This window comes from Porifericola rhodea, assembly GCF_030506305.1.
Lineage (GTDB): Bacteria > Bacteroidota > Bacteroidia > Cytophagales > Cyclobacteriaceae > Catalinimonas > Catalinimonas rhodea.
Map to the genome: position 1 here is coordinate 4001709 of NZ_CP119421.1, position 12959 is coordinate 4014667.

Annotated in this window: 12 protein-coding genes and 2 pseudogenes; 8 read left to right on the plus strand and 6 right to left on the minus strand. The window is 38.5% G+C overall.

Annotated features, from left to right (window positions below):
- Nucleotides 1–142: 142 nt before the first annotated feature.
- Nucleotides 143–502 carry a nuclear transport factor 2 family protein gene (locus tag PZB74_RS16425; protein WP_302238065.1) on the minus strand — a complete coding sequence of 120 codons (360 nt, stop codon included), beginning with the start codon at nt 500–502 and terminating at the stop codon, nt 143–145.
- A gap of 448 nt (nt 503–950) precedes the next feature.
- Here PZB74_RS16425 and PZB74_RS16430 point away from each other — a divergent pair, with 448 nt between their 5' ends.
- Nucleotides 951–1586 (plus strand): PQLLE family protein, encoded by a 636-nt coding sequence (locus PZB74_RS16430; RefSeq protein WP_302238067.1) that lies wholly within the window; start codon nt 951–953, stop codon nt 1584–1586.
- 78 nt (nt 1587–1664) lie between these two features.
- Here PZB74_RS16430 and PZB74_RS22650 read toward each other — a convergent pair.
- Nucleotides 1665–2527 (minus strand): annotated as a pseudogene (locus tag PZB74_RS22650) (bacteriorhodopsin).
- A gap of 268 nt (nt 2528–2795) precedes the next feature.
- Between PZB74_RS22650 and PZB74_RS16450 the strand changes: the two are divergent.
- From PZB74_RS16450 to PZB74_RS16465, 4 genes are all read left to right on the plus strand, one after another.
- Nucleotides 2796–3740, plus strand: coding sequence for a hypothetical protein (locus tag PZB74_RS16450; RefSeq protein ID WP_302238074.1), 945 nt, complete (start codon nt 2796–2798; stop codon nt 3738–3740).
- Between the two features lie 51 nt (nt 3741–3791).
- Nucleotides 3792–4448 carry a hypothetical protein gene (locus tag PZB74_RS16455; RefSeq protein ID WP_302238075.1) on the plus strand — a complete coding sequence of 219 codons (657 nt, stop codon included), beginning with the start codon at nt 3792–3794 and terminating at the stop codon, nt 4446–4448.
- 69 nt (nt 4449–4517) lie between these two features.
- A complete protein-coding gene (locus tag PZB74_RS16460) occupies nt 4518–5645 on the plus strand; it encodes an App1 family protein phosphatidate phosphatase (RefSeq protein ID WP_302238077.1) in 1128 nt (375 codons plus the stop codon).
- Nucleotides 5642–6763 (plus strand): App1 family protein phosphatidate phosphatase, encoded by a 1122-nt coding sequence (locus tag PZB74_RS16465; protein ID WP_302238079.1) that lies wholly within the window; start codon nt 5642–5644, stop codon nt 6761–6763. Before PZB74_RS16460 ends, PZB74_RS16465 begins: the two co-directional genes overlap by 4 nt.
- A 26-nt stretch (nt 6764–6789) precedes the next feature.
- On the opposite strand, the gene PZB74_RS16470 is transcribed toward PZB74_RS16465, so the two are convergent.
- Nucleotides 6790–7188, minus strand: a complete 399-nt coding sequence (locus PZB74_RS16470) for an acyl-CoA thioesterase (RefSeq protein WP_302238081.1) — start codon at nt 7186–7188, stop codon at nt 6790–6792.
- Between the two features lie 301 nt (nt 7189–7489).
- Nucleotides 7490–8431, minus strand: coding sequence for a LysR family transcriptional regulator (locus tag PZB74_RS16475; protein WP_302238082.1), 942 nt, complete (start codon nt 8429–8431; stop codon nt 7490–7492).
- 122 nt (nt 8432–8553) lie between these two features.
- On the opposite strand from PZB74_RS16475, the gene PZB74_RS16480 reads away from it, so the two are divergent.
- Together PZB74_RS16480 and PZB74_RS16485 are read left to right on the plus strand one after the other, a co-directional pair.
- Complete coding sequence (locus PZB74_RS16480; protein ID WP_302238085.1) at nt 8554–10014, plus strand: catalase; 1461 nt, start codon at nt 8554–8556, stop codon at nt 10012–10014.
- A gap of 75 nt (nt 10015–10089) precedes the next feature.
- Nucleotides 10090–10551: an ankyrin repeat domain-containing protein gene (locus PZB74_RS16485; RefSeq protein ID WP_302238086.1), complete on the plus strand. Its 462-nt coding sequence runs from the start codon at nt 10090–10092 to the stop codon at nt 10549–10551.
- 54 nt (nt 10552–10605) lie between these two features.
- On the opposite strand, the gene PZB74_RS16490 is transcribed toward PZB74_RS16485, so the two are convergent.
- Nucleotides 10606–11247, minus strand: coding sequence for an SDR family oxidoreductase (locus PZB74_RS16490; RefSeq protein ID WP_302238087.1), 642 nt, complete (start codon nt 11245–11247; stop codon nt 10606–10608).
- Between the two features lie 434 nt (nt 11248–11681).
- On the opposite strand from PZB74_RS16490, the pseudogene PZB74_RS16495 reads away from it, so the two are divergent.
- Nucleotides 11682–12594, plus strand: a pseudogene (locus PZB74_RS16495) (DmpA family aminopeptidase).
- 199 nt (nt 12595–12793) lie between these two features.
- Here the strand turns inward: PZB74_RS16495 and PZB74_RS16500 are convergent.
- Nucleotides 12794–12952, minus strand: coding sequence for a hypothetical protein (locus PZB74_RS16500; RefSeq protein WP_302238089.1), 159 nt, complete (start codon nt 12950–12952; stop codon nt 12794–12796).
- Nucleotides 12953–12959: the final 7 nt, after the last annotated feature.

Consider the following 12959-nt stretch of genomic DNA (forward strand, 5'->3'; position numbering starts at 1 on the left):
CTGAATTTTATATCCTCTAATTTACAAACTACTACTCAATTTTGTAGGTGGAAAAGCCTGTTGTATAAAAAATAAAGGAACAATAGTTACAGAGAACCCTATGTTTATCAAGATTATGTAAACTAGCAAAGTTAAACGGCTACTATTCTTTAGGTATAGGGAGTTTATGCATGCGCAAAAAAGACAGCTTATCCCAGTAGCCACGCTGAAACTTAATTTTGTGTGCCTTTACCTGAAAGAAACCACAACCTCTGAGACCCAGTGGGTCTTTCCATTCAAGTATAGCCCAGTCTCCATCTTCAAATAGATTTTCTGGAATGCAAAGCATTTTTGCCTGAGCAAACTCATGACTGAACATTCTAAGTATAGATTCTCTACCTACTACTGCTTCTTGCGCTACCTGATGGTTAACTGCATCCTCATGATATAGGAGAGATAAAGCTTCAGCATCAGCAGCATTAAAAAGGCGAATCCACTCTTCAACTATCTTTTTGGGGCGCATAAAGTAATTTTGTACTCTAATTTGATTTAAATGATCTTAAAATTCAACTATTAACTTTTACACTTTATGGAGTAATAGATGTGTTAAATTGAGTAACACACCTTTTACATATTGTCATTATTAGAATAGAGTGCCTGCTCATATCTAAAATGTTTTAGTGAGTTAATTTTAGCTCATACTTTAGAAAAATGGCAAAAGAAGTGAGTTTTTTTAGAGCTTAAATTTAAAAAACTTATATAAGCTAATTATATGTAGGTAGACTTTATGGTGGTAAAAGTATTTAAAAAATAGATATTACAGCATACCTAATAGACATTTAAAATAGTCTTCAACCAGTTGAATATTTAAAAATACTAATTGTAATTACATAAGTGATTTTACCAAAATCTGCTATAAGTATTGGTATTATACAGTAATGTATCTTTGTAATGCAATAACATGAATACTTATGAAGCAGACTATCTTGCAAAGAATAGACTGGGGAGAGATGGCATTAGAGAATAGTATGAACCATCCGCTAATTCAATCAGCTCTGAAAAACGTAGGCTATCCTATCTCTCGCTTACAGGAAGGAAAGCAACTGTTAGAAGAAGTGCGTCAGCATCAAAGAATGTTAAGCCAGGCAATAAGTGAGCTGTCAGATACAAAAAGGCATATATACGAGCGCTTAGATAAAGTTAAGAAAATACATGCCAGGCATCGTAATCTGGCGAGAATTGCCTTTCAGGATGACTTAACAATGTATACACGATTACGATTGAGTAAGCTTAGTAGTGCTATACAAGAGTGGCTTAGCTATGCAGAGAATTTTTACCAGATAATTATCTCAGAAGGAGAGGAAATTTACAATTTTGGAATAAGCCGTAAAGAGCTGGACACTACTCAACAAGAAGTAGCCTACTTAATCAGTAAAAAAAGGCAGTTCAGCTGCAAAGGCAATACTGAGAGGGTAAATAAAGCCACTGATAGGGCAATAAGTCATTTTGATTATTGGCTCCACGATTTCGAAAATACAACACGAAAAGCACTCAAGGACCAGCCTGAATTAATGGATGTGATAAACAGGCTTTTGCTATCCCTATAAACCAAAAAAAGATATTCTCCTCACACGAGGAAGAAGATCTTTACCTAATTAGCGCTTGTGAGATACTTATTTACAGAATTAATGAAATGCTTTTTCTTTGTTTTCTGTGGTTTCATACACATAGCCTTCAGCTTTACTCATATGTTGAGCTACTACAGTAAGTAGTACACCGTAGATTACTTTAGAAGATATATCAGCGATTGTATACGTGATCTGGCGAGCTACTACTCCCAATTCATTAAAAAAGGCTCCTCCTATTCCAACCAGGTGAGGCATCAGATAGGCGCCAGGGTACAGCATCCAGGATACCAGAAACAGCCACCATATAGAATTTAGTGTACTTTGAGCTGGAGCGGGAATACCTTCTTTTCCTTCATTGATGACTTACGCATCAGCCATAATATGTGTACAAAGAATACAGCAGATACGGCTCCCCATAGAGCAAATTTAGTAAGGTTGGTTACTTCATAATACTGTCCTACATATCCGGTAAGAATCATTAATGCACCGGATATCCAAAACTGATTTCGTACACTGGAAAAGCTGCTTTAAGTAAGAGACACCACAAAAAGTATCTGGAACAAGAGCATGGGTACATCAATCATCCAGTTTAAGTAACGATAACCATTATTAAACAAATCGGCACCTTCGGCCAGATAATATTTTCCTCGCTCCACATCAAAATTAAAAGTGTTGGACCAGTTTTGCGCCTGTACAAACAGTAGCAAAAAGGCAGAAACCATTACTACAACAGACAAAATGGATGAAGTACGATACGTGGGAGCTACCTGCTTGATGGTCAGGACAAAATACAATAAACCGGCTAACATTACCGCGTAGCCCAAGGTAAGAACATGAGAAACTATCTGAAATGCCATTTCAGAATACCCCTGTTCCGTACCGATGTAATTTTCAAATGTTGCGTTTCCTAATGGCTCCATTTTATAAGGTATGTTAAAAGATGAGTAATACTTAATGGGACTAATAGGTGAGTTTGTATTATGTTTAATTAAACAAGTTTTATTTTAAACATAATACTTTGTATTATTACACATATTTTAAAAATATAATAGTTTTGTTAATACTTATAGTATAAGAATTATACGGTTGTAGGTGGGTTAGTTTATTCTTCATAAAGGTGAAGTGCTTCTCATTAAATGTTTTTATCTTCATTCTTTAACAGAGTTAATCACCACTAAACTATTATACATGTTTGGGATAGAAGTCCTGGAGGTCGTTATCGGGCTAATTTTTGTCTATCTGCTATTAAGTCTGCTGGCCACCACCCTCAATGAAATTATAATGAACTGGCTTTACTCCAGAGGCAAAAATCTCAAGATTGCTTTGGAGACCATGCTAAATGATGAGGAGGGTGGTGATGTTTTGTGTGAGCAGTTTTTTGAGCATCCGCTGGTACGTAAGCTGCGCAGAAAAGAAAAGGGGAGTTTTCCTGCCTACATTAGTAATCAATACTTTTCTAAAGTGCTGATAGAATTGCTCTATCCTAAAGAGGGAGGAAACATAGATAAACTAAGAAAAGGAATTGAAGGCTTGCCCGAGGGTAAAACCAAAAAAGTGCTACGTTCTTTTTTACTAGATGCGGAAGGTAATCTTGATAAATTTAAGGCTAATCTTGAAGTTTGGTACGAAGAAATAATGTTACAGGCTACTGCCTGGTATAAGCGTCGTGTGCAGATCATCCTTTTTTTTCTAGGGCTCTCTATTAGTGTGGTTTTCAATGCAGATACTTTTCGTATCGCTCAAAAACTCAGCTTTGATCCGGATTCGCGGGCTCAGGTTATAGCACAGGCAGACAGCTTTATTGCCAAATATGATAGTCTGAATACTGGAGTTGTAGAAAAAGAAGAAATTGATACTATGCGTAGGCAGGTATATCAATTGGTACATGAAGAAATAGAAATGAGTTCTTCTGCATTAGGAATGGGCTGGAAGGAAACTAAATACAAAAGATTGTGGCTATGGGGTATTCCATTACCTGGTGTGCTACGCGCTGTGCCTGGCTGGCTAATTACAGCTTTTGCAATTACACTGGGGGCACCTTTCTGGTTTGATCTACTTAAGCGATTGATGAGCGTAAGAGCTGATGGTAGAAAGCCAGTATCTGACATCAAACTCACAGACACTTCCAGCTAAACAATATGCTTATTTTTTAAGAGGACTAAACATATAAACTACTAATCATCTATGCATTACTTTTTTCAGATTAAACTCAAAAGCATTACAATTATTGAAAACGGGCAGGTAGACAGTGGAGAAGGGAACAACCTTCTGGCCATAGGAGTCATCTATCCTAATCCTCACGATAAAGTGCCCACTACAGTTATGGAGGTACATCTGCAAGACAATAAAACACTCAACTTAGGTGGCCTTCCCCTGAAAGACCAGATTATATTCAAAGGTCCGGTAATAGGAGAGTCCGGTTTGGATGTAGAGATTAGCGCAATAGAAAAAGCCGATAAGATTGAAAAGATACTGCACAATGTTTTTGGCAGAGCGGTTAGCGGAGCGCTGAGTCTTATTCCTGGGGGTGGCATAGTCTCTTTACTTACTGCTGCTGCTCGTGATACCATGACCTCCGTATTTGATCAGGCAGAGCCTCAGGACCGATTACATACCATTGGAAAAGGTTATATGTCGTTAAGTAGCGAAACACCTGAAGGAGATTTTGTTGTCCAACTGTCTGTGCCTCAGGAGGTAAAGTTGAGTCAGACTTTTATGAACGACAAAGGGAAAAAGGCTATTAAAAAAATTACTTTACCCCAGGGGTATAACAATGCTATGGTAGTTTTTGACATTAAAAAATATCCAGTACAAAAGACTGTGGAGGGTGCTATTGTCTGAATTTCCGAGTAATAAGCATCATTGCAAACAAATAAAGCTGTATCATATTTATATACTAAAGTATTTTTTATGACAGCAATATCAGATTTTTTCCTTAAGTCATTGAGCGGTATAGAAACCGCCTACGATCAATCTTCTTTTTACATCAAAAAGAAGCTACACCTGCTAGGGCCACTTAGTATACAGCCTTATCTGGGTTTTGGTAGTACCGATAAAGTGCTAATCAGCGGTAGGCTGCTAGAGTCTGAAGGGCAAGAGGCTCCCAAAGAAAATGCTAGCGTCTGGAGTAATATACGTACTATGTATCGACGTTACGAAAGTGACGAAGTGCCAAACGCTCGCATCAAAGTTTACTTTCAGAATTTGGAGCAAATTGTAAAAACCGATAGTGAGGGATACTTTAAGCTTATTCTGGAAGATTTTGAGCTGGATAACGAAAATAATTGGCACGACATACATTTTGAGTTGCTAGACGAAATTTACCCAGATCAGGGGCCAGTGACAGCAGATGGTAAAGTGCTAATTCCCGACAAATGTGAGTATGGCATTATTTCGGATGTTGATGATACAATCCTGATCTCACGCTCTTCGGATCTCATCAAAAAAGCCCAGCTTACTTTTTTCAATAATGCTCGTACACGTACACCATTTTCAGGTGTTTCTGCATTATACAAAGCTTTGCAGGGTGGTAGCAATGGGCAGCAGATTAATCCTGTTTTCTATGTCTCCAGCAGTCCCTGGAACCTTTACGATTTACTCTATCACTTTTGCGATGTGCATAATATTCCCAAAGGTCCTTTCTTACTAAGAGATATGGGGGTAGACAGCGATACCTTTATCAAAAGCAGTCATGAGAAGCATAAAGTAGCTCAAATTACGACGCTCTTTACCTTGTACCCCAAAACCAAATTTATTTTGATTGGTGACAGTGGTCAAAAAGATCCTGAAATTTATGAGTTTATGAGCCGCAAGTACCCCGAAAATATACAGGCGATATACATACGCGATGTCACTTCTGATAAAAGAGATAAAGAAGTGAGAGCTATTGCTGAGAAGGTGAAAAAACAAGGGATAGATATGATCCTTGCCAAAAACTCTACAAACGCTGCATTGCATGCCTACGAAAATGGTTTAATACCTCGTGATGCTGCAGAAAAAATAATATCATCTGTAGAAATTGAAGATCAGCTAAAGTGAACATCGGAGGTATACTACTAAAAACTGTAGGCAGGGCAGAAACCCGCTTGGACCGCTGGAAGCTCAAGCGTAGAATCCGTAAAGGTAAGCTGGGCGATGTGATCATCTTCCCTTATCGGGGCTATGGCAACCATAAGGAGCTAACGATAATGGGGCGTGTGATGGAAAATAGTGGCTTGGCTAAACCAAATGTGCATGACAGTACCTGGACGAATATTAAAGCCATGGCCAGGCGATATATGAGTCGTGAGATACCCTTCGTACATGTAAAAGCAAAGTTTCAGGAGCAGGAGAAAAATCTTGAAGTTAATGATGAAGGCTACTTTCGTTTGCGAATGGCCTTTCCGCAACCTCCACCTGATGACCGTCTATGGCATAAGGTAGAATTTAAACTACTGGATAAATTGACCGAAGGTCAAAAAGAAATCAAAGCCAAAGGAGAGGTGATGATTCCAGATAGCAAGTCAGATTTTGGAGTGATCTCTGACATTGATGATACCATACTCATATCCAAAACTACCAGCCGGATAGAGATTATAAGAATGGCACTGGTAAACAACGCGACTACTCGTATGCCATTTCATGGAGTAGCTGCTTTTTACAATGCCTTGCAAAAAGGGGGAAATGGAAAATCGCATAATCCTGTCTTTTATGTGTCTAGTAGTCCGTGGAATATGTATGACATGCTGGAGGATTTTTTCGCTTTAAATAATATTCCAAAAGGACCGATACTTCTTAGAGATATTGGTATAAGTGAAACTAAGTTTATCAAGGAAAAACATGCCAGTCATAAACTAGATAAGATCAGACGTATCTTGTCTTTTTATCCCGATCTAAAATTTATTCTGCTGGGAGATAGTGGTCAGCATGATCCGGAAATTTATCAGACCGTGGTACACGAGTTTCCGGGTAGAGTACTTAGCGTATACATAAGAGATGTTACTAATCCGGTACGTAAAGAAGCTGTCAAAAAAATTGCTATGGACATGGCAGGTAGGGGAGTTGACCTGGTAATAAAAGATGACACTGTAGATGCTGCATCGCATGCCGAAAGTAAAGGCTACATTAGCGAGGGAAGCAGCGAAAAAATAAAAGCAGAAAGAGCGAAAGACCTCTAAGGTCTTTCAGCTTTTTTGTGTTGAGGTCAGACTTTTCTTTCTGCCAATCGGTCTTTCACAAATTCAACATTTGTCTTTCCGTGCGGACTGGGCTTTCCATTTTCGTCCAGGTTTACCATTACTATTTTATCAATAGAAAGAATCTCCTCGTGTGTCATCTTGTTTCGTACGATACAGCGTACGGTAAGCGAGGTTTTTCCAAAAGAAACAGGTTCAATTCCAATTTCAATAATGTCACCCGTTACTGCAGAACTGATAAAGTTTATTTCAGAAATATACTTGGTTACTACTTTTTGGTTCTCTAATTGTATTACCGCATAGAGGGCCGCTTCCTCATCTATCCATTGAAGCAAACGCCCCCCAAAGAGTGTTTTATTAGGGTTTAGGTCTTCGGGTTTTACCCATTTTCTTGTATGAAAATTCATGTACTATTCTAAGTTTAAGGTATTAAAAATATTACTTGTAATAAGCAATAGAGTTAATGAAGGCAATAGTTTAAGCTATGAATTAGGTTAGCCTAAATAAAGTTTCACATACTACTTATATTAAGTATGTACGAATGGGAGCAAATAGCGTTTAAGAAGATTTTTGGAATACTCTTCAACTAAACCTTTAATTTAAGATAGGTATTCCTCCTTTCCTCACATGTTTAGCTGAAAATAGTAAAGTGTTACTTACTTTAATAGGTGGTAAATATTTATAAATCAGTTGGTTAACAAAGGGTGTTTAAACTGGTGAAACAAGTTGAACCTTCTTTTCTTTACTAATAAGTGGCGATACCGTATCAGTAATTACATTTTTCAGTTCATTCAAAATCTTCTTTTTCACGAAATGTTTATGTACTACCAGGCTAACTTCACGAGCAGGTACAGGTTTTTTAAATTTTCTAAGATGTCTTCTGTCTTCCATGCTAAAGTCAATGGTAGCAAGCTGCGGAAAAATGGTCAGGCCATCATTTAATTTTACAAATCTTTTTAGGGTATCAATAGTGCCAGATTTGTACTCCAGATTCCAGTCGGGAGAGCGTTCTTTTCTAAGGCTGCAAAGCTTGCTTATTTGTGCTCGCAGGCAGTGCCCCTCTTCCAGTAACCATAATCTGTTCACATCAATTTTGTTAAGATCTACATCGTCTGTTTGCTCAGTTACTTTCCTCCGTGCGCTGTCAAATAGAATAAAAGGTTCCTGATACAATGGCACCTCTATCAGGTTCGGGTGGTCTAGGGGAGTAGATAGCAGACCAATGTCCAGCTTACGACTTTCCAGGTCAGAAATAATTTTTTCAGTAACTCCCTCACTTATGGTAAAATGAATTTTAGGATGGGCCTCTATAAACTCTTTTAAGAAAAGAGGAAAGAGGTAAGAGGCAACTGTAGGTATCGCACCTATCTTTAGGCTCCCTCTTAGTTCGCCCTTTAGGCCACTTACCAGTTCCTTAAAATTATTAATCTCCCTAAGTATGGTTTGCGCCTGATTGATGAGCTCTTGCCCTTCTCGGGTCACAGTAATGGGTTTGGTTTTTCTATCAAAAAAAACAATACCTAATTCTTTCTCCAAGCGGGACACCATAGTACTTAGGGTAGATTGGGTGATGCAGCATTTTTCTGCGGCTTTATCAAAACTTCTTAGCTCACTTACGGCTTCTATATACTCCAGCTGTTGAATGTTCATCTTAAATCATGGTTTACTTATAACATTGATACTGTCAATAATACTAACTATAATATCGTTTTTATAACTAATTAATAGTTTCTAATATTGTGTATATCAAATTTTTCTAAAACAACATTATTATGGCTAACAAAAACCCTAGACTAACAACTTCGGCAGGTGCTCCAGTGAGTAACAATAAAAATTCACTCACCGCCGGTAGAAGAGGTCCGGTCGTACTTAGCGACTACAAGCTTTTTGAAAAAATTGCCCATCAGAATAGAGAGAGAATACCTGAGAGAGTAGTGCATGCTAAAGGTTGGGGTGCACATGGTACTTTTAAGGTAACTAACGATATTACCAAATATACCCGTGCTAAAATATTTTCTGAAGTAGGTAAGGAAACCCCTCTTTTAATGCGTTTTTCTACTGTAGCAGGAGAGCAGGGTGCTGCCGATGCAGAAAGAGACGTAAGAGGCTTTTCAATTAAGTTTTATACTGAAGAAGGTAACTGGGATATGGTAGGTAACAATACTCCGGTCTTCTTTGTAAGAGATGGATATAAATTTCCTGACTTTATTCGTACCCAGAAGAGGCATCCTAAAACAAACTTAAGGTCTAATACTGCTATGTGGGACTTCTGGTCATTAACGCCAGAAAGTTTGCATCAGGTAACTATTCTGATGTCTGACCGTGGTTTACCTGTTGCTCCAATGTACATGAATGGTTATGGTTCTCATACTTTCAGCTTCTGGAATAACCAGGGGGAAAGATACTGGGTGAAGTTTCATTTCAAAACCATGCAGGGCCATCGCCATTATACCAATGAAGAGGCTAAAAAAGTAATTGGAGAAAGCAGAGAGTCTTATCAGGAAGAGCTTTTTGGAACTATTGAAAGAGGTGAGTTCCCTAAGTGGAAGTTTATGGTACAGATAATGCCAGAGGCAGATGCTGAAAAGACACCTTACAATCCATTTGACTTAACCAAGGTATGGCCTCACTCTGACTATCCTCTAATAGAAGTAGGTGAGATAGAGCTAAACCGCAATCCTGAAAACTATTTTAATGAAGTAGAAAATGCTGCATATTCTCCTTCAAATGTAGTACCAGGCATAGGTTTTTCTCCTGATAAAATGCTACAAGCAAGGGTGTTTTCATATGCTGATGCACACCGTTACAGACTAGGTGCGCACTATGAGTCTCTTCCTATAAACCGACCAAAATCTCCGGTAGCACACTACCACAAAGATGGTTTAATGAGATACTATACTGATAACAATAATCCTGATGCTTACTACGAGCCTAACTCGTTTGGTGGTCCGGAAGCTGACCCTAGCGTAGAAGAGCCGCCAATGAAAATCAATGGTGACATAGGACGTTATGAGTATGAAGAGGAGATTGATGTGTATACTCAGCCTCGTGCATTATTCAACCTGTTTGATGATGCTCAGAAAGAACGTCTGTTTAACAACATCGCTGAAGCTATGGGAGGTGTACCTACAGAAATTATAGAGAGACAACTCGCACACTTTGATAAAGTAGATCCTGCCTACGGTGATGGGGTAAGAGCTGCCCTGGGAATTAGCCAAACAGCAGCTCAGTAATTTGAGTTAATTTGTTGTATTACACTAAGGGAGTTGCATATCGCGCTCCCTTTTTTACAATTAAACATTTACACCATGAATTTTTTTGAAGCTATACGTTTTGGAGAGTTGGAAGACGTGAAGCGAGAAGTGAATGCTAATGCAAGTATATTGGAAGAAAAAGATCCTAAGGGCTTTCCTCCTCTGGTGCTGGCAAGCTATAATGAACAGTACGAGATAACTAAATTTTTTTTAGACGCGGGGGCTGATGTTAATGTAAGAGATGCAGCAGGCAATACCGCTCTTATGGGAGTGTGTTTCAAAGGCTACAATGATATTGCTGCCCTCTTGATAGAAAGAGGAGCTGATGTTAACGCTCAGAATTATAATGGAGCTACCGCTCTTATTTATGCCGCTACCTTTGGTCAGTCAGAAATAGTAAAGCAATTGCTAGAGCATGGTGCTGACAAAACCATTAAAGACAATAGAGGAAATACAGCGCATACTCATGCAAGTTTTCAAGGTTTGCCTGAGCTGGCTTCTATCCTGGAGGTATAAAAAAACTCATCGCAGTTAAATACGATGAGTTTATGACAAAATTAGGGGGCTCTGTTATAAAGTATTCAGGGCTTCCTCTACTTCCAGATTACCGCCTCCAATAATTTCAAATGTTTTACGATACGTGTGGTTATTTTCTAAAGCTTCTACAATAGAGAGCGCAACATCGGCCCGTGAAATTTGTCCCTGCTTATCTTCCAGTCTTTCCTGGGCAATAATATGATTACTTTCCGGATCATTGTTGAGCATGCCTGGTCTTACAATTGTATAGTTCAGATTACTTTTTAACAATCGTTTTTCTGATGCCGCTTTAGCTTTCAGGTAGGGCTGAAGTTTTTCTGGCCCTTGCGTAGGCTCATCTGTACCTACTGAACTAAGCAAGATAAACCTCTCTACTCCATTTCTCTCACAAGCTTCTATAAGTTTAATTGCACCATCACGATCTACTGATTTGGTTTTATCTTCGCCGGTATTAGGACCTGAACCTGCGGCAAAAATTACAGCCTGTGCACCTTCTACAGCAAATTCTATATCACCCTCCAGATTAGCTATATATGGAATTGCACCCAGCTTCTCCATTTCTTCAGACTGAGAATCATCTCTGATCATGGCTAGAACGTTATGTTCCCTTTCTACTAAAAGCTTTACAATTTGGAGTCCGGTTTTACCGTGTGCTCCTGCAACTAAAATATTCATGGTTTCTTGGGTTAAAAGTGAATGATTATATATTAAAAAATAATTTTATACCCATCTAACTAACTTACTCTCTGAATGTTGGAAGAAAATCTCATACCCAAACCTGTTAAAACCTATCAGGTAGTAATCGCTTCCGAATTCAGTCCTTAAGATAAATATTATTATGATTTTTATGTATTTAATTTAAGTAATTTTACTAGATTGTTTTAATTTTAAAATAGAGTGTTTGTACTTATTGTATTTTTTTACCGTTTGCTACTTTGACTGCTATCACTGGTCTTAGTAGGTATATTGTTTGGCAATACTGTCATTACTCATTAAATTATTATAAAAGTCTGATCCTAATTACAATAGTTTTGAAAAGCTTCATTTTACTGTTGATATGTGCTTTATGTTGCTCTAACACCTTCGCTCAAAAACCCTGAGCAAGAGATTTGGGTATTCCTTTCAGTGGTACTACCGGACCAAACAATGCTATAACCGATGTTGAAGGGGTAGAGGTAGGCTATTCAACCTTCATATCTGGAAGTGGGAAGCAGAAGATAGGAGAAGGCCCGGTCAGAACCGGAGTGACTGCTGTTTTTCCTCGTCCTAAATCTGCCAAGTTCAGTCCTGTTTATGCTAATTGGTATAGCCTTAATGGTAATGGTGAAATGACAGGTACCACCTGGATTACAGAATCTGGTTTTTTAGAAACACCAATTATGATTACCAACACAAATAGTGTAGGCATAGTACGAGATGCCGTGCTGGAATGGTTCGTAGAAACCGACTGGTATTGAGGAGAAGATTGGTGGTATACTTACCCGGTTGTAGCTGAAACTTATGATGGCTTTTTAAATGATATTTATGGATTTCATGTCCAAAAAGAACATGTTTTCGAGGCAATTAACAATGCAAAAGGAGGAGCCCTGGCAGAAGGAAATGTAGGTGGAGGAACTGGAATGATGTGTCTTGGTTTTAAAGGAGGCACAGGCACCGCCTCAAGGCAGTTTAAAGTTCTGGATTCAACCTACGCTTGGTGTATTGGTGCAGGCTAATTTTGGGGCTAAGTTTAATTTTACGGTAGCTGGAGTTCCAGTAGGAAAAGAACTTATATATACTTTAAATTATGAACTAAACAAACCTCCCATAGCTGCCAGGCAGGAAGGCGATGGTTCAATAATAGTTGTGGTGGCTACCGATGCGCCACTTTTGCCTCATCAACTGAAAAGAATAGCTCAAAGAGTTCCTAATGGTATAGGGCTAAGGGGGGTAAGAGGAAGCAATGGATCAGGAGACATCTTTATTGCTTTTTCTACGGCTAATAATAATGCTTTTGATAGGAATAACATCGCGTTCTATTAAAAAACAAAGATTTTCAGTATAAATATTTTAAGAGAAAGGCATAGGTAACTTGCCCAACTATAGAGTTAGAAATTTCACTCTTTTTGGATCTTCTATCGTGAAAGTTTGCTAAAGCAAACGATATGTTAAAAGCAGGAAATGCTTGCATTTCCTGCTTTCACCACCTGCTGTTTACGAGGTGGTCAATAAAATGTCTATACTACTGCAGTTGTAGTTTCACATAGGGAGTATCCCTTTTGATAACAGCAAACATCCGGCTGATCAGCTTATTTCTGATGGCATTGATGATGACCATATGATGCTTTCCTTCTTTGATCTTTCTGCGGTAGTAGGCATGGTATTCATTCTCAGTTCTCAAGGTCTTG

Coding starts and splice junctions, on each gene's coding strand:
- PZB74_RS16425 (WP_302238065.1), bottom strand. CDS start 502: ATGCGCCCCAAAAAGATAGTTGAAGAGTGGATTCGCCTTTTTAATGCT.
- PZB74_RS16430 (WP_302238067.1), top strand. CDS start 951: ATGAAGCAGACTATCTTGCAAAGAATAGACTGGGGAGAGATGGCATTA.
- PZB74_RS16450 (WP_302238074.1), top strand. CDS start 2,796: ATGTTTGGGATAGAAGTCCTGGAGGTCGTTATCGGGCTAATTTTTGTC.
- PZB74_RS16455 (WP_302238075.1), top strand. CDS start 3,792: ATGCATTACTTTTTTCAGATTAAACTCAAAAGCATTACAATTATTGAA.
- PZB74_RS16460 (WP_302238077.1), top strand. CDS start 4,518: ATGACAGCAATATCAGATTTTTTCCTTAAGTCATTGAGCGGTATAGAA.
- PZB74_RS16470 (WP_302238081.1), bottom strand. CDS start 7,188: ATGAATTTTCATACAAGAAAATGGGTAAAACCCGAAGACCTAAACCCT.
- PZB74_RS16475 (WP_302238082.1), bottom strand. CDS start 8,431: ATGAACATTCAACAGCTGGAGTATATAGAAGCCGTAAGTGAGCTAAGA.
- PZB74_RS16480 (WP_302238085.1), top strand. CDS start 8,554: ATGGCTAACAAAAACCCTAGACTAACAACTTCGGCAGGTGCTCCAGTG.
- PZB74_RS16485 (WP_302238086.1), top strand. CDS start 10,090: ATGAATTTTTTTGAAGCTATACGTTTTGGAGAGTTGGAAGACGTGAAG.
- PZB74_RS16490 (WP_302238087.1), bottom strand. CDS start 11,247: ATGAATATTTTAGTTGCAGGAGCACACGGTAAAACCGGACTCCAAATT.